Annotated in this window: 19 protein-coding genes; 12 read left to right on the forward strand and 7 right to left on the reverse strand. The window is 63.1% G+C overall.

The annotated features are described in order from the left end of the window. Positions 1 to 111: 111 nt before the first annotated feature. A complete protein-coding gene (locus FJ548_RS05575; protein ID WP_140777246.1) occupies positions 112 to 555 on the reverse strand; it encodes a MarR family transcriptional regulator in 444 nt (147 codons plus the stop codon). A gap of 90 nt (positions 556 to 645) precedes the next feature. On the opposite strand from FJ548_RS05575, the gene hmgA reads away from it, so the two are divergent. From hmgA to FJ548_RS05595, 4 genes are all read left to right on the forward strand, one after another. Beyond that, complete coding sequence (gene hmgA / locus FJ548_RS05580; RefSeq protein ID WP_140609922.1) at positions 646 to 1959, forward strand: homogentisate 1,2-dioxygenase; 1314 nt, start codon at positions 646 to 648, stop codon at positions 1957 to 1959. Positions 1960 to 1969: 10 nt separating this feature from the next. Beyond that, a complete protein-coding gene (locus FJ548_RS05585) occupies positions 1970 to 2824 on the forward strand; it encodes an MBL fold metallo-hydrolase (RefSeq protein ID WP_140609923.1) in 855 nt (284 codons plus the stop codon). A 91-nt stretch (positions 2825 to 2915) separates the two neighbouring features. Then, positions 2916 to 3947 carry a fumarylacetoacetate hydrolase family protein gene (locus FJ548_RS05590; RefSeq protein ID WP_140609924.1) on the forward strand — a complete coding sequence of 344 codons (1032 nt, stop codon included), beginning with the start codon at positions 2916 to 2918 and terminating at the stop codon, positions 3945 to 3947. Between the two features lie 10 nt (positions 3948 to 3957). After that, positions 3958 to 4494, forward strand: a complete 537-nt coding sequence (locus FJ548_RS05595; protein WP_140609925.1) for a DinB family protein — start codon at positions 3958 to 3960, stop codon at positions 4492 to 4494. Positions 4495 to 4512: 18 nt separating this feature from the next. Here the strand turns inward: FJ548_RS05595 and FJ548_RS05600 are convergent, their stop codons facing one another. The 3 genes from FJ548_RS05600 to hppD form a co-directional block, all read right to left on the reverse strand. Next, on the reverse strand, positions 4513 to 4890 hold the full coding sequence (locus FJ548_RS05600; protein WP_140609926.1) for a type II toxin-antitoxin system VapC family toxin: 378 nt from the start codon (positions 4888 to 4890) through the stop codon (positions 4513 to 4515). After that, positions 4887 to 5111: a type II toxin-antitoxin system prevent-host-death family antitoxin gene (locus tag FJ548_RS05605; protein ID WP_023813589.1), complete on the reverse strand. Its 225-nt coding sequence runs from the start codon at positions 5109 to 5111 to the stop codon at positions 4887 to 4889. The genes FJ548_RS05600 and FJ548_RS05605 overlap by 4 nt, the downstream gene beginning before the upstream one ends. Before the next feature lie 61 nt (positions 5112 to 5172). Beyond that, complete coding sequence (hppD, locus tag FJ548_RS05610; RefSeq protein WP_140762947.1) at positions 5173 to 6285, reverse strand: 4-hydroxyphenylpyruvate dioxygenase; 1113 nt, start codon at positions 6283 to 6285, stop codon at positions 5173 to 5175. 141 nt (positions 6286 to 6426) lie between these two features. Here hppD and FJ548_RS05615 point away from each other — a divergent pair, with 141 nt between their 5' ends. Beyond that, complete coding sequence (locus FJ548_RS05615; RefSeq protein WP_140609928.1) at positions 6427 to 6894, forward strand: Lrp/AsnC family transcriptional regulator; 468 nt, start codon at positions 6427 to 6429, stop codon at positions 6892 to 6894. On the opposite strand, the gene FJ548_RS05620 is transcribed toward FJ548_RS05615, so the two are convergent. Continuing rightward, positions 6891 to 7229, reverse strand: a complete 339-nt coding sequence (locus tag FJ548_RS05620) for a TIGR01244 family sulfur transferase (protein WP_140609929.1) — start codon at positions 7227 to 7229, stop codon at positions 6891 to 6893. The genes FJ548_RS05615 and FJ548_RS05620 overlap by 4 nt on opposite strands. A gap of 318 nt (positions 7230 to 7547) precedes the next feature. On the opposite strand from FJ548_RS05620, the gene FJ548_RS05625 reads away from it, so the two are divergent. After that, entirely contained in the window at positions 7548 to 7892 is a 345-nt protein-coding gene (locus FJ548_RS05625; RefSeq protein ID WP_056562755.1) for a RidA family protein, read from the forward strand. Positions 7893 to 8068: 176 nt separating this feature from the next. Here FJ548_RS05625 and hutC read toward each other — a convergent pair whose 3' ends face one another. Together hutC and FJ548_RS05635 are read right to left on the reverse strand one after the other, a co-directional pair. Next, complete coding sequence (gene hutC, locus FJ548_RS05630) at positions 8069 to 8809, reverse strand: histidine utilization repressor (protein ID WP_181168724.1); 741 nt, start codon at positions 8807 to 8809, stop codon at positions 8069 to 8071. 12 nt (positions 8810 to 8821) lie between these two features. Beyond that, complete coding sequence (locus FJ548_RS05635) at positions 8822 to 10177, reverse strand: formimidoylglutamate deiminase (RefSeq protein WP_140777248.1); 1356 nt, start codon at positions 10175 to 10177, stop codon at positions 8822 to 8824. 96 nt (positions 10178 to 10273) lie between these two features. On the opposite strand from FJ548_RS05635, the gene hutI reads away from it, so the two are divergent. The 6 genes from hutI to FJ548_RS05665 all read left to right on the forward strand — a co-directional run bounded on the left by hutI (position 10274) and on the right by FJ548_RS05665 (position 25037). Continuing rightward, positions 10274 to 11500, forward strand: a complete 1227-nt coding sequence (gene hutI / locus FJ548_RS05640; protein ID WP_140609932.1) for an imidazolonepropionase — start codon at positions 10274 to 10276, stop codon at positions 11498 to 11500. Then, positions 11497 to 13038, forward strand: coding sequence for a histidine ammonia-lyase (hutH, locus tag FJ548_RS05645; RefSeq protein ID WP_140777250.1), 1542 nt, complete (start codon positions 11497 to 11499; stop codon positions 13036 to 13038). Before hutI ends, hutH begins: the two co-directional genes overlap by 4 nt. Next, on the forward strand, positions 13038 to 13856 hold the full coding sequence (gene hutG / locus FJ548_RS05650; protein WP_140609934.1) for an N-formylglutamate deformylase: 819 nt from the start codon (positions 13038 to 13040) through the stop codon (positions 13854 to 13856). The genes hutH and hutG overlap by 1 nt, the downstream gene beginning before the upstream one ends. Before the next feature lie 23 nt (positions 13857 to 13879). Continuing rightward, entirely contained in the window at positions 13880 to 15553 is a 1674-nt protein-coding gene (gene hutU / locus FJ548_RS05655) for a urocanate hydratase (RefSeq protein WP_181168720.1), read from the forward strand. A gap of 12 nt (positions 15554 to 15565) precedes the next feature. Continuing rightward, positions 15566 to 16144: a HutD family protein gene (locus tag FJ548_RS05660; RefSeq protein WP_140777252.1), complete on the forward strand. Its 579-nt coding sequence runs from the start codon at positions 15566 to 15568 to the stop codon at positions 16142 to 16144. A gap of 289 nt (positions 16145 to 16433) precedes the next feature. Then, positions 16434 to 25037: a glucoamylase family protein gene (locus tag FJ548_RS05665; protein WP_140777254.1), complete on the forward strand. Its 8604-nt coding sequence runs from the start codon at positions 16434 to 16436 to the stop codon at positions 25035 to 25037. The last annotated feature ends 280 nt before the right edge of the window (positions 25038 to 25317 follow it).

Below are 25317 nucleotides of genomic sequence, written 5' to 3' on the forward strand. Positions count from 1 at the left end.
TGCCTGCCAGCCATGAATCAAACTCCTGCTCTTGTGACAGAAGCCAAACAAAATGAAGCTTACTTTTGTTCCAGGGGGCTAGAATGACGAAGGATAGGGCGGCGTTCTTCGCTACGCTGCAGATAACGCCACCTCCAGCGCCGCCACGCCTCTCACGATCGCCGCCCGTTCCTCCGCACTCAGCCTCGCCAGCAACTCCCTTTCAAACGCCTTTGCCAGCGGCACCATCTCCCGATAGGCCGCGAGACCCGCTTTGGTCAGCGCCAGATGCTCGACACGGCGATCATTCTCGTCCGGCACACGCGTCAACCACCGCCGCCGCTCGAGCTCGGCGACCGCGCGCGACACCTTGGTCTTGTGCATGGCCGACTGCTCGCCGAGCTCCGTGGCCGTCATCGTGCCGCGCTGGCCGATCCCGGAAAGGGTACGCCATTCCGGCCGGGTCAGGCCGTGGCGCTCCTTGTAGATGCGCGAGAATTCGCGGCTGACTGCGTCGGCAAGCCTGTAGAGCCGATAGGGCAGGAAGCTTTCAAGTTTTAGGATTTCGGGTTCCATGATACGCACCGAGGATGCAGCGTTCGCCGTTGATAGTTACATTTTCAATGGTTACAAATGAAACCAATTTGGTCAATCGGGGAGGAAGCGATGGCCTTTTCCTATATGCCGGGTTTCGGCAACGACTTCGAAACCGAGGCGCTGCCCGGCGCGCTGCCGCAGGGGCGGAATTCGCCGCAGCGGCCAGCCTACGGGCTCTATGCCGAGCAACTCTCGGGCTCACCCTTCACCGCGCCGCGCGGCACCAATGAGCGCTCCTGGCTTTATCGCATCAGGCCAAGCGTAAAACACACTGGCCGATTCAAGCCGGCTAACTATCCCTTATGGAAGACAGCCCCCAATGTCGGCGATCATGAACTGGCGCTCGGCCAGTATCGCTGGAACCCGGTGCCGATGCCGAAGGAGCAGACCGATTTCATCCAGGGCATGCGCACCATCACCACGGCCGGCGACGTGCTCGGCCAGACCGGCATGGCAGCCCATGTCTATGTCGCCAACACATCGATGATCGATGATCATTTCTTCAACGCCGACGGTGAGTTGCTGATCGTGCCGCAGGTCGGCGCCTTGCGCCTTGTCACCGAGATGGGCGTCATCGAACTGCGGCCAGGCGAGATCGCCGTATTGCCGCGCGGCCTCGTGTTCAAGGTCGAATTGGTCGACAAGGAAGTACGCGGCTATGTCTGCGAGAACTACGGCGCCAAGCTGACCTTGCCCGACCGTGGCCCGATCGGCGCCAATTGCCTTGCCAATCCGCGCGACTTCAAGACGCCTTGCGCCTGGTTCGAGGAGAAGGAGACACCGTGCCGGCTGACCGTGAAATGGTGCGGCAATTTCCACGTCACCGACCTTGGTCATTCACCGCTCGACGTTGTCGCCTGGCACGGCAACTACGCACCCTACAAATATGATCTGGCGACGTTTTCGCCCGTCGGTGCGATCCTGTTCGACCACCCCGATCCGTCGATCTTCACCGTCCTGACGGCGCCGAGCGGCGAGGAGGGCACCGCCAATATCGACTTCGTCATTTTCCCGCCGCGCTGGCTGGTGGCGGAAGATACGTTCCGGCCGCCCTGGTACCACCGCAACATCATGAGCGAGTTCATGGGCCTGATCCACGGCCAGTATGATGCCAAGGAAGAAGGGTTTGTGCCCGGCGGCATCAGCCTGCACAATCTGATGCTGGCCCATGGCCCGGATGCGCCTGGCTTCGAAAAGGCCTCGCGCGCGGACCTGAAACCGGTCAAGCTCGACAACACCATGGCCTTCATGTTCGAGACGCGTTTTCCGCAGATGCTGACCCGCTACGGCGCCGAACTGGAAACCCGGCAGGACAATTACATCGACTGTTGGGCGGATCTGAAGAAGCGGTTCAATGGCACGCCGGAGGGCGATTGGTCTTGAGGTTCGTCCGATGAGCGACCGGCTGGTGCTGCTGGGCTCCAAGGGCGGTCCGGCGCTGAGGCCTGGCGGACCGTGGCCGAGTTCATCTCTGCTTGAGATCGGCGGGCGAGCTATCGTCGTCGATTGCGGGCTTGGCGTGACGCGCGGTCTGGTCGATGCCGGCATCGGCCTGAAGGCGCTCGACCTGATCTTCATCACCCATCTGCATTCCGACCATGTGCTGGAACTCGGGCCGCTGATCCATACCGCCTGGACGGCCGGACTGGCGACGCTGGTCACCGTGTTCGGTCCGCCCGGCACCGGCCACTACTGGCAGCGCTTCTGCCAGGCGATGGAATTCGACATCGAGATCCGAATTGCCGATGAGGGTCGGCCGGACATCCGCGAACTGGTTTCGATTGAGGAATTCGGCGAAGGCCAGGTGGTCGAGCAGAATGGCCTGAAGGTGACCGCGCTTCGCGTCGATCATCCGCCGGTGACGGACTGCTTTGCCCTGCGCTTCGAGCACGCCCCCAAATGCGTGGTGTTCTCCGCCGACACGGCCTTCTTTCCGCCGCTCGTCGATTTTGCCACAGGTGCCGACATCCTCGTCCATGAAGCCATGCTGGAGCAAGGCATCGAGCGTGTGGTTGCCAGAACCGGCAATGGCGCGCGGTTGAAAGAGCATCTGCTCGCCAGCCACAGTTTTGCCGGGGACGCCGGGCGCATCGCCAGCGATGCCGGTGTGAAGAGGCTGGTGCTCAATCATCTCATTCCCGCCGACGATCCCGGGATCAACGAGGCCGATTGGATCGCCGCTGTCAGGAAAACATGGGCCGGCGACTTGACGATCGCACGCGACGGCCTTGTTGTGGAACTCGCATGATCCCGAAAAGTGGGAACCGGTTTTCGGAAAGGATCATGCGTAAAGCAAAAGACCAAAGCAGCAGCAAAGCTGCACAAGGAGGGGAAATCGCATGAAGCTTGCCACATTGAAGGACGGGACGCGCGACGGAAAACTCGTTGTCGTCTCGCGCGACCTGACGCGCTTCACCGATGCCTCGTTCCTGGCGCGCACGCTGCAGGCCGCCCTCGACGACTGGCGCAGGATTTCCCCGCATCTGGCGACCATCGCGGAATCGCTGGAGAACAATGCGATGCCGTCTGCCCGCTTTCACGAGCACGACGCGCATTCGCCGCTGCCACGCGCCTATCAATGGGCTGATGGATCGGCCTATGTGAACCACGTCGAATTGGTGCGCAAAGCGCGCGGCGTTGAGATGCCGGCGAGCTTCTGGACCGACCCGCTGATCTACCAGGGCGGGTCCGATTCCTTCATTCCACCCCGCGATCCGATCCGCATGGCCGACGAAGCCTTCGGCATCGACATGGAGGCGGAAGTGGCCGTCGTCGTCGACGATGTGCCGATGAGCGCCAGCCTCGATGAGGCGCGCGCCGCCATCCGGTTGGTCATGCTTGTCAATGATGTCACGCTGCGCGCGCTCACCGGGCCGGAGCTGGCCAAGGGCTTCGGCTTCTTCCAGTCGAAACCATCCTCGGCCTTTTCGCCGGTCGCGGTGACGCCGGATGAGCTGGGCGACGCCTGGGACGGCGGCAAGGTCAGCCTGCCGCTGCTTGCCGATCTCAACGGCAAGCCATTCGGCCGCGCCAATGCCGGCGTTGACATGACCTTCGATTTCCCGGCGCTGATCGTGCATGCCGCCAGGACAAGGCCGCTGGTGGCCGGCACCATCATCGGCTCGGGCACGGTCTCCAACAAGCTCGACGGCGGCCCCGGCAAGCCCATCTCGGCTGGTGGCGCCGGCTATTCCTGCATTGCCGAACTGCGCATGATCGAGACAATCGAGACCGGTGAGCCGAAAACGTCATTCCTGCGCTTTGGCGACACGGTGCGCATCGAGATGAAGGACAAGGCCGGGCATTCGATCTTCGGCGCGATCGAGCAGAAGGTCGAGAAGTACGAGGGGGTAGGGGCTACGAGAGGTTGAGGTTTCATTGATGAACCTTCTGAATCACATGCGCCGCATGGCCGGCAACAATCTCTGGTCGAACGACCGGCTCTATCGTGCCGTACTGTCGCTCCAGCCGGGTGAATTCGAGGCCAAGCGCACCAGCTTCTTTCCGTCGATCAAGGAGACGCTCAACCACATACTGGCGGTGGACCGTCTCTATCTCGATTTTCTGGAAGAGGGCGGCGTCGGGGCAGCAGTCTATGACGATTTCGTGCCGTTCGACGACCCCGTGGACCTAGCGGCGGCGCAGGCCGATTTCGATCGCAGGCTCGTTGCTTTCTGTGATGGGTTGTCGGAGCTCGACCTCGACCGCCGCGTCAACACCGACCGGCGCGAGGATGGCATGATTCCGGAAAAGATTGGGGACATCCTCGCCCATGTCCTCCTGCACGACATCCATCATCGCGGTCAGGTCCATGCGATGCTGTCCGGCACCTCGGTCGCACCGCCGCAGTTGGACGAGTTCCTGCTCGATTATGACGTCAAGGTTAGGCAGGAGGAGGTTGAGAGGCTTCGGCTCTGATACCAACCGCCTGGCTAATCACGCTACAGCGACATCGTAACGGGCCAGATGCGGGTCGGAAGTAAGGATGGTCAAGTTTTCCACTTGCGCCTGCGCGATCAGCAATCTGTCGAACGGATCGCCATGGTGGTGGGGTAGGCCGCTGATGGCATTCGCATGCTGTAACGTCACAACGAGCGGCTGAAATCGCATCTTTGGAAGCAACGTCGGCAGATCATCCGGCGCATTGAGTTTTCCGATCGATCGTTTGATGGCAATTTCCCAGATGCTTGCCGCGCTCGCAAACACCACCGCTTCCGAAGCCAAGATGGCGCGGTGATGCTCGCTGAGACGTCGATCGTCCGAAATCGACCAGAGGATGATATGTGTGTCGGCGAGAAAGGGGCCGACCGTCATTTTACGTACTCGTCCCATTCGGGACCGAGTTCGTCAAAATCGTCCGCAATCCAGATTTTGCCCTTCAATGCGCCGATACGGGGCAGAGGTTCGGCCGCTGCCGGAGGTACAATGCGCGCTGCGACCTTGCCGTGCCGAGTGAGTACGATCTCCTCACCTGCTTCCGCGCGGCTGACGAGTTCGGACAATTTGGCCTTGGCTTCGGCGATAGAAACATTCATGTGCTCGACCCTTCATGACTAGAATTTAGGTCATAATCGGTCGAGCCGCAAGAACTCCCATCTATTCCGCGGCCTGCACTTTGATCACGCCGCGTTTGATCTGGTCCTGCTCGATTGACTCGAACAGGGCGCGGAAATTGCCTTCGCCAAAGCCCTCGTCACCCTTGCGCTGGATGAACTCGAAGAAAATCGGCCCGATCACGGTTTTGGAAAAGATCTGCAGCAGGATCTTGGTCATGCCGCCATCGACCACGCCCTCGCCGTCGATCAGGATGCCGTGCTTCTTCATGCGCTCGATCGGCTCGTCATGGCCGTTAACGCGTTCATGCGACATCTCGTAATAGGTGTCGGGCGGACCTGGCATGAATTTCAGGCCGTTGGCGGCGAGCTTGTCGGTGGCCTCGTAGATTTCGTCGGTGCCGACGGCGATGTGCTGGATGCCTTCGCCATTGTACTTCTTCAGATACTCGGCGATCTGGCTGGTCTCGTCCTTGGATTCGTTGAGGGGAATGCGGATCTTGCCACAGGGCGAGGTAATGGCGCGGCTGACAAGGCCGGTGATCCTGCCGTCGATGTCGAAGAAATGGATCTGCTTGAAGCCGAACAGATTGCGGTAGAAATCCCACCATTTGTCCATCTGGCCGCGATAGACATTGTGGGTGAGGTGGTCGAGGAAATAGAAGCCGACCCCTTGCGGCCGCGGGTCGCGCGCACCGAGCCATTCGAATTCGGCATCATAAGCCGAGCCCTTCTTGCCATAGGCATCGATGAAATAGAGCAGCGAGCCGCCGATGCCGACGATGGCGGGCACGTCGAGCGCCTTGTCGTCGCCTTCGTAGGGCGTCGCACCCTTCGAGACGGCATGCTCGAAAGCATGCCCGGCATCGACCACGCGCCAAGCCATCGAGGCGGCGCAGGGGCCATGCTTGTCGACGAACCTCATCGCATGCGAGCCTGGTTCGGCATTGACGACATAGTTGATGTCGCCCTGGCGCCAGACGGTAATGTCTTTGGTGCGGTGCTTGGCCACCGCCATATAACCCATCCGGGTGAACAGTTCGGCCAGCTTCTGCGGTTCTGGATGCGCGAACTCGACGAACTCGAAACCGTCGGTGCCTGCGGGGTTGTCTTTACTGATTTTTGCGGGCGGGGCGTCGTGCGGGAAGGGACCCATGGCTATCCTCCAAAAATGTGAGGTGGCCGCGTTGGACCACACATAGCGTGAGGATAATGCAAATAGGCTGCACGGTGCTTGCATTCAAACGCTTGAAATGGTCATGTCGTGCGTGAAATATGCACGATAGGAGAAAAAATCGTGGATGAGGCGCGCATCGATCAGTTTGACCGCAAGATAATGGCGCTCTTGCAGGGCGATGCGCGGCTGACCAACAATGATCTATCGGAGCGGGTAAACCTGTCGGCATCGCAATGCTCGCGCCGCCGCCAGCGCCTCGAGGAAGACGGCTATATCAAGGGCTATCGGGCGGTGCTCGACCGCGACAGGCTAGGCTTCTCGCTGGTCAACGTCATTTCGGTGACCTTAGCCACCCACAACCGCGACAATGCCCGGCGCTTCGGCGAATTGGTGGCGCGGTTGCCGGAAGTGCAGGAGGCGCACGCGCTGACCGGCGAGATGGATTACATCTTGAAAGTGGTGACGCCCGACCTGAAGTCGCTGTCGGAATTCGTCAACGGCGTGCTCCTGCCGCACGAATCCGTGCAGCACGTGAAGACGGCGATCGTGCTGGAGACGCTTAAAGAAACCGGCGCGCTGCCGATCTAACCTTTCGATTGCTGGATCAGCCCGTAAAGATTGGTGCAGCGGGCGCCGGAGCGGCAATAGGCGAACACCGGGCCTTCCAACTCGTCCAGCGCTTCAGCCTGATCCTCAACATTCTCGGCGGTGATCTGGCCGCTGATCACAGGGATGTAGCGGAAGGCGAGCCCGGCGCCTTCGACCGCCGCCCTGAGCGTGTCCGCCGAAGGCTGGCCCGGCTGCTCATCGTCAGGCCGGTTGCAGATGACGCTTCTAAAGCCGGCGGCCTTGATGGCTGCGACGTCTTCGGGCTGGATCTGGCCAGAGACCGAATAATCCTCGCTGATTTCGCGGTATTCCATGGCAGCATCCTCGCAATCTGGTTTGTCGGGGAGTCTTGCCACTCCCCGACGTGGCCGGCAATCCGCGCCGACAGAAATCGTTCAGCGCAGATAGATGTTTCCAGCGAGGAATCCAACTCAAGCCGATCCGGACGGAACGAATCTGTTCGGCATGAGTGGCTGATGAGGATGTTGTTACATCAGTCGACAAGCCACTCGGGTGGAATTGCGGCCTCGAACAGCTTCCTTTCTGGTCCAAGGGGATTTGGCGCCGGCGGCCTTGCCCGAAGCCCATGGCGACTCTAAACAGGCGCGACCCTCAAAACGAAGGAACTTCCCATGAGCATTCGTCGCATCGATGTTGGCCCGCGCATGAGCCAGATCGTCATCCACGGCAACACCGTCTATCTGGCCGGCCAGGTCGGCGAGCCCGGCGGCAACGTCGCCTCGCAGACCCGCGACATCCTGGCAACCATCGACGAATTGCTGGCCAAGGCCGGCACAGACAAGACCAAGATCGTCCAGGCAATCATCTGGCTGGCCGACATGGGCACCTTCGCCGAGATGAATTCGGAATGGGACAAGTGGGTGCCGCAGGGCCACACGCCCGCCCGCGCTACTGGGGAAGCCAAGCTCGCCGGCCCGGAATATCTGGTCGAGATTATTATCACGGCGGCGATTTAAGCCGACGATGAAGCCGCCAATCTCCCCCTTGTGGGGAGATGCCTGGCAAGGCAGAGGGGCGCGCTGTCCCGCCAGCCGTCCCGTCTTCTACATAAGTTCCCGGCAGGCACATTCGAAGTTCGCGCTCTACGGCGTCCTGGCCTGCCGGCCATCTCCCCCCACCAGGGGCAGATCACTCATCCCTGCGAAGGCGTGAACCTTGCCACCAGCGTGTGGCTTTCCGCCGGATAGACGAAGCGTACATGGGTGACCGGGTGCTCCGCGCTCCAGGTGCGGCGCTCGACCACAAGGCAAGGCGCGCCGGGATCGATGTCGAGCGCATCGGCGATAAGCTCATCCGCCGCCATGGCGCGTATCCGATGCTCCGCCTCGCTCCATGGTACACGGCCGATCAGCCAAGGTCCGGCGGCAATTTCCAGAAACTCTTCGTCCCCGGCTTCCGAAACCGCCGAAAGGTTGATCAGGCGCTGCTCGAGCGCGAACGGCCGCTCGCCCGCGAAATGCAGGCCTTCAAGCCATAGCACCGACCCTGCGGCGGACGGTCCGAGCAGCGCCCTGTCTTCAGCGTTGCTGCGCCGCTTCAGGCGCTCCAGCCGCTCGTATCGGTAGGGCAGGCCGAGCGCTTCGACTTCGATCCTGATGTCGTGAAGTTCCAGTACGGCCGCCTGCGACTGCGGCCGGCGGACAAAACTGCCCGAGCGGCGGCGGCGTTCGATCAAACCGGCTTTGGCGAGTTGCGACAGCGCCTTGTTCACCGTCATGCGCGAGCATTTATATTCGGCGGTCAGCTCATGTTCAAACGGGATACGGTGGCCGGGCGCCCAGGTTCCGGACAGGATCTTTTCGCGGATATCGGAAAGAATGCGCTGATGCAGCGAGACTGTCTCGCTGTCCTCCATCTCCGTCGTTTCGGCCATGTTCATCTGGAATCAGCCCTCGGAAAGTGCCGTCATCGCCTCGCGGAACCGCTCGCCAACCGCTTCACGGTTCAGATGCTTGCCGCCGCTCACCTGTTTCTGCCCATGCACCCAGACGCAGTCGACCTTGCTGCCATTGGCGAAGATCCAGGCGTCGAGGATCGCGTCACCGGTCTTACCGGCCAGCGAGGGGTTGGCGGCGTCGAGCGAGACGAGATCGGCGGTTGCGCCGACGGCGATCTGCGAGGCGCCGGCACCGAGCGCGGTGCTGCCGCCGTCAAGCGCGGCGTCGAACAAGGCACGCCCGGTCGAGCCGCCGGCCACGGCAAGCACATTGCGGGCGCGATGGGCGAGGCGCTGCGAATATTCGAGCTGGCGCAATTCGTCGGGCAGGCCGATCAGTACGTTGGAATCGGAGCCGATGCCGAAGCGGCCGCCATGCTCCCTGAACAGCGGTGCGGCAAAAGTGCCGTCGCCAAGATTGGCCTCGGTGATCGGGCAGAGGCCGGCGATGGCGCCGCTTTTGGCCATGCCGATGGTTTCTGCGCCGGTCATGTGGGTGGCGTGGATCAGGCACCAGCGCCGGTCGACATCGGCAGCCCCAAGCAGAAATTCGACCGGGCGCGCACCGGCCCAGGCAAGGCAGTCCTCGACTTCCTTCACCTGTTCGGCGACGTGGATGTGGATCGGCCCGTTCGGCGCCAGAGCGGCGACCTCTGTCAGTTCCTCCGGCGTCGCGGCGCGCAGACTGTGCGGGGCGACGCCGACGACAGCGTGATTCAACACGCGAACCGATTCGCGGCTTTTCTCAACAAGCCGCGAGAACCGATTCACATCATTTATGAATCGCCTTTGGCCTTCATTCGGCGCGGCACCGCCGAAGGAGGAATGCGCATAAAACACCGGCAGCAGCGTCAGGCCGATGCCGGTTTCGCTGGCCGCGGCAGCAATCCGTTCCGCCATCTCGGCAAGGTTGGCATAGGGTTGTCCATCGCGGTCGTGATGCAGATAGTGAAATTCGCCGACGCGGCAAAAACCGGCCTCCAGCATCTCGACATAGAGCTGCGCGGCAACCGCCTCGACCTGATCCGGTGTCATCGACAGCGCGAAACGGTACATCACCTCGCGCCAGCTCCAGAAACTGTCGGCGGAGGGGCCGCGAAGTTCGGCGAGCCCGGCCATGCCGCGCTGGAAGGCGTGGCTGTGCAGATTGGGCATGCCGGGCAGCACAATGGCATGACGCTCGTCGTCGGCATGCGCGGCCACGCCGGCATCGATCGCGGAAATCAGCCCTCCGCTCATGGCGATCCGAACATTATTCTGCCAGCCTCCCGGCAGGAGTGCCTGTTCCGCGAAGATTGTCGTCACGCTCGTCTCCGAATCCGGTTCGCCGATAACAATAGCACTTGCAGTGCAAGTTAATATGTATATACATAATCGCCATCCTTTCAAATGGAAAAGATAATGGCTGGAGAGAGCAGGGCAGGAGGACTTCGTCTTTGGCGCAATGCGCGCCTGGCGACCATGGCCGAGAGTGCGGCCGGACTCGGCATCGTCGAGAAGGGCGCGGTCGCGGCGCGAGATGGGCTGATCGTCTATGCGGGCGCCGAGGCCGAAATGCCGATGGCGTTCGCGGGAGGGGAAACCGTCGACTGCGAGGGCCGCTGGATCACGCCCGGCCTGATCGACTGCCACACCCATCTGGTCCATGCCGGCAACCGCGCCAACGAGTTCGAGATGCGGCTGGCCGGCGCCACCTATGAAGAGGTCGCCAGGGCCGGCGGTGGCATCGTGTCATCGGTCAAATCCTTGCGGGCCGCCAGCGAGAACGAACTGGTCGCCCAGTCCCTGCCCCGCCTCGACGCGCTGATCGCCGAGGGCGTAACCACCGTGGAAGTGAAATCGGGCTACGGACTCGACCTCGAAAACGAGCAGAAATCGCTGCGCGCGGCCCGCCAACTTGGCGATCGGCGGCCGGTGACGATCCGCACGACCTTCCTCGGCGCCCATGCGCTGCCGCCGGAAGCCAAGGGCGACAAGGACGCCTTTATCGATCTGGTCGCCAGGCAGATTCTCCCTGCCGTTGCCGCCGAAGGACTGGCCGATGCGGTCGACGGTTTTTGCGAGGGCATAGCGTTTTCGCCGGAACAGATGGCGCGCGTCTTCGACGCCGCCAAGGCCGCGGGCCTGCCGGTCAAGCTCCACGCCGACCAGCTGTCCAACCTGCACGGCGCCGAACTCGCCGCCCGCTATGGCGCGCTGTCGGCGGATCATCTCGAATACACCGATGAAGCAGGCGCCGTGGCCATGGCCAAGGCGGGAACCGTGGCGACGATCCTGCCCGGTGCCTACTACTTCATTCGCGAGACGAAGAAGCCGCCGATCGACCTGTTCCGCCGGCATGGAGTCAAGATGGCGGTCGCCACCGACAACAATCCCGGCACTTCGCCACTGACCTCGCTGCTGCTGACCATGAACATGGCGGCGACATTGTTCGGCATGACGGTCGATGAATGTCTTGCCGGCGTTACCCGCGAGGCCGCCCGCGCGCTGGGACTGTTGAAGCAGACCGGCACGCTGGGAGCGGGAAAATCCGCCGACCTGGCGATCTGGGACATCGAGCGTCCCGCCGAACTCGTTTATCGCATGGGCTTCAATCCGCTGCATGCCCGTATCTGGAGAGGACAATGAACGAACTGACCTTGAAGCCCGGCAATGCGACGCTGGCCGACTGGCGCGCCATTTACCGTGGTGCCGTGCCGAGACTTGACGATGCTTGCCGTCCAAAGATCAAGGCGAGCGCCGAAGCGGTCGCCAGGATCGTTGCCAAGGGTGAGCCTGTGTATGGCATCAACACCGGCTTCGGCAAATTGGCCAGTGTGCGCATCCCGGCTGGCGATCTCGAAACCTTGCAGCGCAACATCGTGCTGTCGCATGCCGCTGGCGTCGGCGAGCCGATGCCGGTGGCCGTTGCCCGCCTGATGATGGCGCTGAAGCTTGCCAGCCTGGCGCAGGGTGCATCCGGCGTGCGACCCGAGACCATTCAGCTGCTCGAAGCGATGCTCGCCAACGACGTCATCCCGGTGGTGCCGGCGCAAGGCTCGGTCGGCGCGTCGGGCGATCTGGCGCCGTTGTCGCACATGACGGCGGTGATGATTGGTGTCGGCGAATGCTTTACCCCGCATGGCCGTTTCCCGGCCAAGGTTGCCTTCGTCTCGCATGGGCTGGAGCCGGTCACATTGGGCGCAAAGGAGGGTCTGGCGCTGCTCAACGGCACGCAGTTTTCGACGGCCTATGCGCTGGCCGGCCTGTTCGAGGCCGAAGTGCTCTACCAGTCGGCGCTGGTCGCGGGGGCGCTGTCGACCGACGCGGCCAAGGGTTCCGACGCGCCTTTCGATCCGCGCATTCATCTGTTGAGAAAGCACCATGGCCAGATCGAGACGGCGGAGGCGCTGCGCAATCTGATGGCCGGCAGCGCCATCCGTGAATCGCACCGCGTCGGCGACGAGCGCGTGCAGGACCCGTACTGCCTGCGCTGCCAACCGCAGGTGATGGGCGCCGCGCTCGATGTGCTGCGCAAAGCCGCCGATACGTTGGAAACCGAGGCCAATGGCGTCACCGACAATCCGCTGATCTTCGCCGAGGACGACACCGCGCTTTCCGGCGGCAATTTCCACGCCGAGCCGGTCGCTTTTGCCGCCGACATGATCGCGCTGGCCGTCTGCGAGATCGGCTCGCTTTCGGAACGCCGGATCGCCATGCTGGTCGACCCGGCGCTGTCGGGCATGCCGGCCTTCCTGACGCCGAAGCCCGGCCTGAATTCCGGTTTCATGATCCCGCAGGTGACGGCGGCTGCTCTCGTTTCGGAAAACAAGCAGAAAGCCTATCCGGCCAGCGTCGATTCGATCCCGACCTCGGCCAATCAGGAGGACCACGTTTCGATGGCCGCGCACGGCGCGCGCCGGCTGATCGGCATGGTCGAGAACGCCACGGCGGTGATCGGCATCGAACTGCTGGCTGCCGCACAAGGCTGCGATTTCCACCAGCCATTGGCGTCGAGCGATCCGTTGGAGGCCGTGCGCAAGCTGGTCCGGGCCGAAGTTCCCCATCTCGACAGCGACCGGCATTTCCATCCCGATATGGAAAAAGCCATCGCCATGGTGCGCAGCGGCGCAGCCGCCAAGGCCGCTGGCGCGGTGGCGCTGCCGTCGATCGCGGGAGCAGCGTGATGGCTGCCGCTCCCTGGCTCACCGTCAGGCAAGGCACGGCGCCGCTGCTGGTGTCGATCCCGCACACCGGTATCGACCTTGCCGACATCGAGAGCCGGCTTGTCTCGACTTGGCTAGGTCGGCGCGACTGCGACTGGTGGATCGACAAGCTCTATGATTTCGCCACCGACCTTGGCGCCACCGTCGTGCACACCGCCATCTCGCGCACCGTCATCGACGTCAACCGCGACCCTTCCGGCGTCTCGCTTTATCCCGGACAGGCGACAACCACGCTTTGCCCGACCGACACGTTCGACGGCGATCCCCTTTATCGCATGGGCGAGGAGCCGACCCCGTCCGAGATCGACCAGCGCCGCGAGACCTATTTCAAGCCCTACCACGCCGCCCTTAAGGCCGAGATCGACCGGCTGCGCGGCATGCATGAAAAGATCGTGCTCTACGATTGCCATTCGATCCGCTCGGTGCTGCCGCGCCTGTTCGAAGGCACGCTGCCGGTATTCAATCTTGGCACCAATGACGGCAAGAGCACGGATCCGGTGTTGCAGGAAAAGGTAGCCGCCATCCTCGCGACGACTGGCGAGACCTGGGTGGTCAATGGCCGCTTCAAGGGCGGCTCGATCACGCGCACCTTTGGCCAGCCGCAAAACGGCGTTCACGCGCTGCAGATGGAGCTTTCCAACCGTGGCTACATGCGCGAGCCGGCGGAGAAGGGTTCTCCGGAGAATTGGCCGGTTCCCTACGATCCGACTTATGCCGCGCCGATCCGCGCCACGCTGAAGCAGATTCTCGAAACCGCCATTGACTGGGCCGGTCGCTGACGCGCCGCCATCCGAAAGGGACAATGATGACCAATCCTCGCCACAACATTCGCGAAGTCCGCGCGCCACGCGGTGACAAGCTCAATGCCCGGTATTGGACGACCGAGGCGCCGCTTCGCATGCTGATGAACAACCTCGATCCCGACGTTGCCGAAAACCCCAACGAACTGGTCGTCTATGGCGGCATCGGGCGGGCGGCGCGCACCTGGAACGATTTCGACCGCATCGTCTCTTCGCTGAAGACGCTCGGCGAGGACGAGACGCTGCTGGTGCAGTCGGGCAAGCCGGTCGGTGTGTTCCGCACCCATCCGGATGCGCCGCGTGTGCTGATCGCCAACTCCAACCTGGTGCCGCACTGGGCGACCTGGGAAAAATTCAACGAGCTCGATAAGAAGGGCCTGATGATGTACGGCCAGATGACGGCCGGCTCCTGGATCTACATCGGCACGCAGGGCATCGTGCAGGGCACCTACGAGACCTTCGTCGAGGCCGGCCGCCAGCATTATGGCGGCAACCTGAAGGGCAAATGGATCCTGACCGGCGGTCTTGGCGGCATGGGCGGCGCCCAGCCTCTCGCTGCCGTCATGGCCGGCGCCTGCTGCCTGGCGATCGAATGCAACCCGGATTCGATCGATTTCCGCCTGCGCACCCGTTATGTCGACGAGAAAGCCGAGACGCTCGACGAGGCGATGGAAATGATCGAGCGCTGGACCAAGGCCGGCGAGGCGAAGTCGGTAGGCCTGCTCGGCAATGCCGCCGAAATCGTGCCCGAGATGTTCAGGCGCGGCATCCGCCCCGATATCGTCACCGACCAGACTTCGGCTCACGACCCCATCAATGGCTATCTGCCGAAGGGCTGGACCATGGCCGGGTGGCGCGAGAAGCGTGTCAGCGATCCGAAGACGGTCGAGAAGGCGGCGCGCGCTTCGATGCGCGAACATGTCGAGGCGATGGTGGCGTTCTGGAATGCCGGCGTGCCGACGCTCGACTACGGCAACAACATCCGCCAGGTGGCCCTGGAAGAAGGTTTTGAGAACGCCTTCGCCTTTCCGGGTTTTGTGCCGGCCTATATCCGCCCGCTGTTCTGCCGCGGCATTGGCCCGTTTCGCTGGGCAGCCCTTTCCGGCGATCCGGAGGACATCTACAAGACTGACGCCAAGGTGCGCGAGCTGACCCCTGGCAATACCCACCTGCACAATTGGCTGGACATGGCGCGCGAGCGCATCTCCTTCCAGGGCCTGCCGGCGCGTATCTGCTGGGTTGGCCTCGGCGATCGCCACCGGCTCGGTTTGGCCTTCAACGAGATGGTGGCCAGGGGCGAGCTCAAGGCCCCGGTCGTCATCGGCCGCGACCACCTCGATTCCGGCTCCGTCGCCTCGCCGAACCGTGAGACCGAGGCGATGAAAGACGGTTCCGACGCCATCTCCGACTGGCCGCTGCTTAATGCGCTTCTCAACACGGCGTCCGGCGCCACCTGGGTGTCGCTGCACCACGGCGGCGGCGTCGGCATGGGCTTCTCGCAGCATGCCGGCATGGTCATCGTCGCCGATGGCACGCCCGAGGCGGCAAAGCGGCTGGAGCGGGTGCTGTGGAACGACCCGGCAACCGGTGTCATGCGCCATGCCGATGCCGGGTACGAGATCGCCATCGAATGCGCCAAGGAGCACCAGCTCGACCTGCCCGGCATTCTCGGATAACGGGCTGACGTCATGCGCGTCCTGCGGGCAGCCGAATATAAGTCGATGCCATGGAAGAACGGCGGCGGGGTGACGACGGAAATCGCCGTCTCGCCCGCTGGCGCCGGGCTCGACGATTTCGACTGGCGCGTGTCGATGGCTCGCGTCGAAAGCAGCGGGCCATTCTCCAGTTTTGCCGGCGTCGACCGCACGCTGTCGGTGTTGGAAGGCGAGGGGATCGTACTTGATATCACCGGTCAGCCGGCGACACGGCTGGCGCCGGCTTCCGCGCCTTTTTCCTTCCCAGCCGACCTGCCCACGCGTGCCACCTTGATCGCCGGCCCGATCACAGACCTCAACGTCATGACTCGCCGCGGCCGCGTGCTGCATTCGGTCGAACGCCTGGCGATTTCGCGGCCTGTGGAAATCGTGAACCGGGCCGGTTCGACCCTCGTCCTTTGTCACGATGGCGAAGCCGTTTTCCCCGACGCCAGGCCAATTCGCCTCGGGCCTCTCGACACGCTGCTACTCGGGCCGGATGCTTCGGTCCTGCGGGCTGAGCCCGCCCGGAATGCGACGCTGTTCGTGGTCCGGATAGCCGCTGCAGGCTGATGCCTTCGCGCTAACGGTTACCGCCTGTTTCCAAACATGATCGCGATGCCGGCGAAATATAGCGTAAGCTGTCGGCGGCACCACGAAAAAGCCTGAATCCTCGCCGCCGATCAGTGCCGACGGGAGCGAGGGGCGCTCGTCTTAGAATCTTGTCGAGAGATGACGCCCTGTCGTGGTGCGGAAACAAACTTTCGGCAAGTGGGATTATGCAACCAATTGCATTTGAATCGGTTTTAGGGCCATTGCCGTGGCGGTGACGCCGCTGAGTGCTCCGCTTACGGAATTTTCAATGAATATTCAGACGAACCCAGCCCAGATCGAGAAGACAAGCGCGAGCTTCCCGGTCATCACGGAAGAGCCGATAAGATCGACATTCCTGCCGGAGGAACGCCTCCGGCTGCTTGGCGAAAGTCTGGCAAAGGGGGACCTCACCGATCTGTTCGGCCTCATCCCATTCGATTTCCAGGCCCGCATCCGCGACAGCGCCAAGAAGATCCTCGAAGTCTATCGCTCGACCAATGGGGCGCAGGCCAAGGGTGAGACGATCACTCCGGCCGCCCAATGGCTGCTCGACAACAACTATCTGGTCGAGGAGACCATTTTCCAGGTCAAGCGCGACCTGCCGCGCCGCTTCTATCGTCAACTGCCGACGCTGAAGCTGCCCGATGGCGGCACCGTGCCGCGCGCGCTGGCGCTGGCCTGGACCTATGTGGCGCATTCGGACAGTTCCGTCTCGGCGACGATGTTCAAGGCGATCGTCCAGGGTTTTCAGTCGGTCGAGCCGCTGAAGATCGGTGAACTCTGGGCGCTGCCGTCGCTCCTGCGCTTCGTCCTGATCGAAAATCTCCGCCGGCTGGCCGTCAGGGTCAATCGCACCCGCCAGATGCGCCAGATCGCCAATGATGTGGCCGACAAGGTGCTGGCGACCGACGACAGCGCCGACCGGCAGGCGATCCTGGCCAATTTCAGCATGCACGCGCAGGACACCACCTTTGCCACCCAGCTTCTCTATCGCTTGCGCGATGGATCGCAGAACGCCGGCAAGGCGCTGGAATGGCTGGAAGGCGAGCTTGAGAAGACCGGCTCCGATGCCGAGGAGATCATCATCTCCGAGCATCACACGCTGTCCAGCGGCAATGTGACGACCGGCAACATCATCCGCGGCCTGCGCCTCATCAACGACGTCGACTGGACGGTGTGGTTCGAAGGCGTCAGCCGCATCGATACCGTGCTGCGCGAGCGCACCGATTTCGCCGCGCTCGACTTCTTCTCGCGCGACCAATACCGGACCGCGATTGAGGAATTGGCGCGCCGCTCGAGCCTGTCGGAATACCGCGTCGCCGAAAAGGCGATAGAATTGGCCGGTCATGCCGTCGGTGAGACCACGTCAGTCGGTAGCGAAGGCAGTGATGCCCCTGTCGCATCCGCCCATACCGATGTCGGATTTTATCTCGTTGGCCCGCGCCGGCTGGAGCTGGAAAGGGCGATCGGCTATCGGCCGACTGTCAGCCAGACGGTCAAGCGGACCTTCGCCAAGACCGGATGGCTTGGCATCGTCCTGCCGGTCTTCGCGCTGACCGTGCTGCTGCTCGTGCTTTCGGGCAATGCGCTGGCCAATCTCGGCCTGTCGGTGCCGTCGATCGTGCTGATGCTGGCGCTGTTCGCCGTGCCGGCCAGCGAGGGCGCACTCGCTTTCTTCAACACCGTGGTCTCGTTGTTCCTCAAGCCGACACGGCTGATTGGCTATGATTACAGGCACGGCGTGCCGCCAGAAGCGCGCACGTTGGTGGTGGTGCCGTCGCTGATCGGCTCGCGCGACGATGTCGAGGAAAACATCCGCAACATCGAAGTGCACTACCTTGCCAATCTGGCGGACGAGATCCATTTCGCGCTGCTGTCGGACTGGCCCGACAGCAAGATCGAGATCGATGCGGCGGACACCGAAATCCTCGAATATGCCCGCGCCGAGATCGCCCGTCTCAACGCCCGCTATCCCTCGGAAGGGGCGCCGCGCTTCTACATCCTGCATCGCCGCCGGCTCTTCAATGCGGCTCAAGGATCCTGGATGGGCTGGGAGCGCAAGCGTGGCAAGCTGCACGAGCTCGACCTGCTGCTGCGCGGCGACAGTGACACCACATTCCTGCCGCTCGATGTGCCGCTGCCGGAAAAAGTCGTCCACGTGATGACGCTGGATGCCGATACGCGCACCACCCGTGATGCCGTATCGAGCCTTGTCGGCAAGCTCTGCCATCCGCTCAACCGCCCGCATTTCGACGCGACCAAGCGCGTCGTCACCGCTGGCTATACGATCCTGCAGCCACGCATCACCGCCTCGCTTACCAGTGGAGACGAGGCTTCGTTCTTCCAGCGCGTCTTCTCGGCCAATCGCGGCCTCGACCCGTATGTCTTCGCCGTCTCGGATCTCTATCAGGATGTGTTCGGCGACGGATCCTTCACCGGCAAGGGCCTCTATCATGTCGACGCCTTCGAGGCGGCCCTGCAGGGCCGCATCGAGGAAAACACCATCCTCAGCCATGACCTGCTCGAAGGCGCGCTGGCGCGCGCCGCGCTGGTCACCGACGTCGAACTGGTCGAGGACTACCCGACCCGCTACTCGGTCGACGCCTCTCGCCACCATCGGTGGGCACGCGGCGACTGGCAGCTGCTGGGCTTCATCCTCGATCCGCGTTCGGGCGTTCCGGCCCTGTCGCGCTGGAAGATGGTCGACAATCTGCGCCGTTCGCTGACACCGATCTTCTGGGTGATGGCGGCGATCGCCGGCTGGACGCTGCTGCCTTTCACACAGGCCGCGCAATGGCAGGCTTTGCTGATCCTCAGCCTGTTCATGGCGCCGACCTTCGACGTGGTCAACGCCATCCTGCCCAAGAGCGGCGACCAGACGCCGCGCGGCCATTTCTCCGCGCTCGCGCGCGACGTCGCCTTCGGCACCGCCATGGTGGCGTTGAAAATCGTGCTGATGGCGCACAATGCCTGGATGATGGGCGACGCCATCGTGCGCACGCTTTACCGGCTGTTCGTCAGCCGCCAGAACCTCCTGGAATGGCGCACCGCCTCGCAGGCGCACAAGGCCGGCGACAACGACGTCGGCTCTTACTATGGCATGATGTACGGCGCCGTGATCATCGGCTTCGTCGGCCTCGCCATTCCGGTACTGGCCGATTCCACCGGTGCCTTCGTCGCCTTCTTCTTCGCCCTGTTCTGGATCGGCTCGCCGGCGATCGCCAGTTGGATCAGCCGCTCGGCCGAAACCGAGGATCGCCTGCGCATATCGCAGGCCGATATCCATGCGCTACGCACGGTGGCGCGGCGCACCTGGCACTATTTCGAGACCTTCGTCACGGCAGAGCATCACAATCTGCCGCCGGACAATTTCCAGGAAAGCCCGGCACCGGTCGTGGCGCCGCGCACCTCACCGACCAATATCGGCGTCTATCTTCTGTCGATCGTCTCGGCGCGCGATTTCGGCTGGATCAGCCTGTCCGATGCCATCACCCGCATCGATGCGACGATGACGACCATAGAGAGCATGCCGCGCAACCGCGGCCATCTCTTCAACTGGTACGACACCACGACGCTGAAGCCGCTCTACCCGCTCTATATTTCGGCCGTCGACAGCGGCAATCTCGCCGGCCATCTCGTGGCGGTGGCGGCTGCCTGTGCCGAGTGGGCGGAAGCGCCTTCCGTCCATCTCCAGGGCGATTTCGAAGGCATTCTCGACACGGTGACCATTCTTAGCGAAAGCCTGGACGAGTTGCCCGACGATCGCCGCCAGCTGCGACCTCTGCGCCAGCGTCTTGTTGACCGCCTGGATGGCATGCGGCGCGCCGTCGACACGATCAAGGCGCAACCGGAAATGGCCTCGATCCGCACCATCAATCTTGCCGTCTTGGCGGGTGAGATCCGCAAGCTGGCCACCGCCATCCACACCGAGGCGGCATCGGCCCAGAGCGACGTCATCGTCGACTGGGCGGCGAGGCTGGAAGCCACGTGCGAGGCGCATGTCCACGACGCCCACAGCGACGACAACGCCGTCGAGGCGCTGCGCGCCAAGCTCTTGACCCTGCGCGAGCGCACGCGCCGCTTCGCCTTCGAGATGGAGTTCGCCTTCCTGATGCGGCCGGAGCGCAAGCTGCTGTCGATCGGCTACCGGGTCGAGGAACACCAGCTCGACGAAAGCTGCTACGACCTTCTTGCCTCCGAGGCGCGGCTGACCAGCCTGTTCGCCATCGCCAAGGGCGACCTGCCGACCGAGCACTGGTTCCGGCTCGGCCGCCCGATCGTCGAGATCGGCTTCCAGGGCGCTTTGATGTCCTGGTCAGGCTCGATGTTCGAGTATCTGATGCCGCCGCTGGTGATGAAGGAGCCGCAAGGCAGTATCCTGAACCAGACCAGCAAGCTGATCATCAAGCGTCAGATCCAGTATGGCCGTCAGAAGAACGTGCCGTGGGGCATTTCGGAGGCGGCTTACAACGCCCGCGACCGGGAACTGACCTACCAGTACACCAATTTCGGCGTGCCCGGCCTCGGCCTGAAGCGCGGCCTTGGCCAGAACACGGTGATCGCGCCTTATGCCACCATCCTGGCGGCGCAGTTCAATCCGCGTGAAGCCGTGCAGAATCTTGCGCGTCTGCGCGAGATTGGGGCGCTTGGTCGCCATGGCTACTATGATGCCGTCGACTTCACGCCGCAGCGCGTGCCGGAAGGCACCAACCATGCCGTGGTGCAGAATTACATGGCCCACCATTCGGGCATGTCGATCGCCGCCGTCGCCGACGCCATCTTCGAAGGCCGCCTGCGCGATCGCTTCCACAGCGATCCGGTGATTGAATCGGCTGAACTGCTGCTGCAGGAGAGGGCGCCGCGCGATATCCCGACGGCGACCGTGCGCACCGAGGCGGACGAGCGCGCCAAGGACGAGACCGAAACCGAGAGCCCCGACACCCGCATCGTGCTCGATCCCTTGCGGGCATTGCGTTCCACCAATGTGATGTCGAACGGCCGCTATTCGGTAATGGTCACCGCGACCGGCTCCGGCTACAGCCATTGGGGCGATCTTTCCGTCACCCGATGGCAACCCGACCCGGTCGAGGATCGGCTTGGCTCCTATATCTTCTTGCGTGATGCAGCCACAGGCGATTGGTGGTCGGCGACGTCAGAGCCCAAGCGTGCGACCGAGGAAAGAACGCAGACCCTGTTTTCCGACGACAAGGCGAGCTTCGTCAAAACGGTCGGCACGCTGCGCTCCGAGGTTGAATGCATCGTCATCTCCGAAGGCAATGGCGAAGGCCGGCGCGTCACAATTTTCAACGAGGGCCCCGCTGACCGTCATATCGAGGTGACCTCCTTTGCCGAGCTGGTGCTGGGTTCGGAGGCCTCCGACAACGCGCATCCGGCCTTCTCGAAGATGTTCGTGGAGACGGAAATCGCCGCCAACAATGGCGCGATCTTCGCCACGCGCCGCAAGCGTGAAACCAGTGAGCCCGATGTCACCCTGGTGCATTTCGTCACCGATCCGTCGGGGCCAGCGCGCGATGCCGAGACCGAGACCGACAGGCGCGCCTTCATTGGCCGAGGCCGCACCATCGTCGACGCAGCCGCCTTCGATCCAGGCGCCAGGCTCGGCGGCCATTCCGGTTTCACGCTCGATCCCATCGCTTCGCTGCGCCGCCAGGTGCGCGTGCCCGCCAACAAGAAGATCTCGCTGACCTTCTGGACCGTGGTCGGTGCCAACCGCGCCGAACTGGTGGAAGCCATCAACCGGCTCGACCATCAGGAGAGCTTTGCCCGCCAGGCCATGCTCGCCTGGACGCGCAGCCAGGTACAGACCCGCCATATGGGCCTCAGCCTGACCGATGCCGCCAACGTGCAGAAACTGGCGCGTTATCTGATCTATCCGGATTCATTCCTGCGCCTGCCGGCCGAATCCATCGCCTCCGGCCTCGGCAAGCAGTCAAGCCTGTGGCCGACCAGTATTTCGGGCGATTTCCCGATCTTCCTGGTCAGGATCGGCGATGTGGCCGACCTGGAGATCGTTGCCCAGGCGCTGCGCTTCCAGGAATATATGCGCACCCGTGGCATGATGATCGACTTCGTCGTCGTCAACGAGCAGGCCTCGTCTTACGTCCAGGATCTGCAGCGTGCGGTCGAGACGCTGTGCGAAAACAGCCGTTTGCGCGGCAAGGAGCTTGGGCCGAGACAGCACATTTTCGCGGTGCGTCGCGATCTGATGGAAGAAACCACCTACAAGACGCTGCTCGCCGTTGCCCGGGTGGTGCTGCATACGCGCAACGGCACCATCTTCGATCAGATCGAGCGGGCCGAGGCGGCTGCCCTGCAGGCGCGCGACGGACTGGTGCCGGCCGGATTGCTGGCTCCGCGCGAAATTCAAGCGACGGCTCCGATCGCGCATGCACATGCCTCGCAGGCCGTGACGGTTGCCAGCGCCGATGGCTCCGGCCTCAGCCAGTGGAATGGTTTCGGCGGTTTCGACGGCGACGGGCGGCACTATGTGGTGCGGCTGGCTGGCCGGCGCACCACACCGCAGCCCTGGATCAATGTCGTCTCCAACGCTTCTTTCGGCTTCCACACTTCGGCCGAGGGGGCTGCCTTCACCTGGAGCCGCAACAGCCGCGACTACCAGTTGACGCCGTGGTCCAATGATCCGGTTTCCAACCGGCCGGGCGAGGGCATCTACATCTATGATCAGGCAAGCGGCCGGGCGTTCTCGCCGCTAGCCGCGGTGGTGCGCGATCCCTCGGTGACCTACGAAGCCTGGCACGGCCAGGGTTTCTCGACCTTCCGCGCCAAGCGTGGGGCCTTGTCGATGGACCTGACCCATGTCGTCGATCCGGTCGATCCGGTGAAGATCACACGGCTGCGCATCCAGAATTCTGGCTCGGTACCGGCGCGGCTGCGCGTCTATGCCTATGCCGAATGGGTACTTGGCGGGCATCGGTCCCGCACCGCGGCAACCATCGTCCCGTCCCGCGACGGGGCGACCGGCGCGTTGCTGGCGCAAAACCCCTACGGGCTCGATTTCAGCGAGCGGGTGGCTTTCCTTGCCGCCGATGCCGGCGTCCACTCGGTGACGGCCGACCGCTCGGAGTTCCTCGGCCGGCATGGTTCCAGCGAACTGCCGCAGGCGGTGCTGAGTGGTGCGGCGCTGTCGGGCCGCGTCGAGGCCGGAGACGATCCTTGCGCGGCGATTGCCCGCGACATCGAAATCCCCGCCGGCGGCGACGTCACGCTGCTCTGGCTGCTCGGCGATGCCGAGTCCTCGGCTCATGCGAGTGCTCTGGTGCAGAAGCATCGGGGCAAGGATTTCGATCAGCGCCTGGCCGACAATGAGCGCGAGTGGCGCGGCTTCCTCGACACCATCCAGGTCGAGACGCCGGATAAGGCGCTCGATGCCATGGTCAATCACTGGCTGCCCTATCAAAGCCTTGCCTGCCGCATCCGGGCCCGCTCGGCCTTTTACCAGGCAAGCGGCGCCTTTGGCTTCCGCGACCAGTTGCAGGACACGCTGGCACTGCTGGCGCATGATCCGACGCTGGCACGCGACCAGATCCTCAACGCCGCACGGCGGCAATTCCCGGAAGGCGACGTGCAGCATTGGTGGCTGCCGCGCACCGGAGCCGGCGTGCGCACCATGATCTCCGACGACGTGGTCTGGCTGGCCCACGCCACGGCGCGCTACCTCTCGGTGACCGGCGACGCCGGCATCCTGAAGGAGCAATTGCCTTTCATCGATGGGCAGGCGCTGGGCGAGGGCGAGCACGACGCGTTCTTCACCCCGGAAATATCGAAAAAGACGGTGTCGCTTTACGACCATTGCGCGCGTGCGCTCGACCTGGCCATCAAGCGCAGCAGTCCCGCCGGTCTGCCGCTGATCCTTGGCGGCGACTGGAACGACGGCATGAACCGTGTCGGCGAGCACGGCAAGGGCGAGAGCGTGTGGCTGGGCTGGTTCCTGCTGAAGACGCTGGGCGACTTCGCCGCCGTCGCCAAGAGCGAAGGCGACAGCAAGCGCGCCCAGGCCTGGGCCAAGCATGCCGAGGTCCTGAAGCGGGCTCTTGAAAGCACCGCATGGGACGGCGAATGGTACCGGCGCGGCAGTTTCGATGACGGCACGCCGCTGGGTTCCCGCACGTCGCAGGAGTGCAAGATCGACTCCATCGCCCAGTCCTGGAGCGTGCTTTCGGGCGAGGGCGACCCGGCGCGATCGACAACGGCGATGCAGCAGGCGACGAACTTGCTCGTCGACGACCAGCTCAAGATCGTCAAACTGTTCACGCCGCCTTTTTCGAAGACGGACAAGGACCCCGGCTACATCAAGAGCTATCCGCCCGGCGTGCGCGAGAATGGCGGCCAGTACACCCACGCCGCCACATGGTTCGTCATCGCCCTCGCGGAGATGGGGCTGACCGACGAAGCCTATCGCTGCTTCTCGATGCTGAACCCGGTCAACCATGCATTCGACGAGGTTTCGGCCGAGCACTACCGCGTCGAGCCCTATGTGGTCGCCGCCGATATCTATGCCGGAGATGGCAGTGCGGTCGGTAACAAGGGCGGGCGTGGTGGCTGGACCTGGTACACAGGCTCGGCGGGCTGGCTATACCGCGCTGCGGTCGAAGGCATCCTCGGTATCGAACGGCGCGGGAAGCAGATCACGTTCCGGCCCAAACTGCCCAGGCATTGGGATGGCTATGAAGCCTCGCTCAAGATGCTGGGCGCCGAGATCAAGGTTCATGTCGTTCGCGACAAAAAGACCAAGACGATCTCGCTTGAAGTCGATGGTTCGAAAACAAAGTCGGCGTCTTTCGAACCCAAAGCCGGTGGTAAAATCGACGTCATCGTCAAGATACCGGCATAAAATCAACCGTTTGGATCAAAAGATCGCGTGTCCTCCTGGGCGCGCGAAATCGCGTCCTGTTTACTTGCGCCCGATCTCTGACGGGTCCGTTAAACAGCCCGGATCCGACTGCGTAGGCCTGTGGTGCTTAAAAATGTGGCAGTGCTCGGATACTGCCATGATTTTGCCGCAAGGCTGACATTTCACCTTTTATCTCAAACTGTTAGGTGATCACGTCAGATTTCGTATCGTCGTCATCTTTTGTTCGCTATATGGGAACGGAAGCGATAGACGAGCATTG

Source organism: Mesorhizobium sp. B2-4-17, assembly GCF_006441275.1.
Classification (GTDB): Bacteria; Pseudomonadota; Alphaproteobacteria; order Rhizobiales; family Rhizobiaceae; genus Mesorhizobium.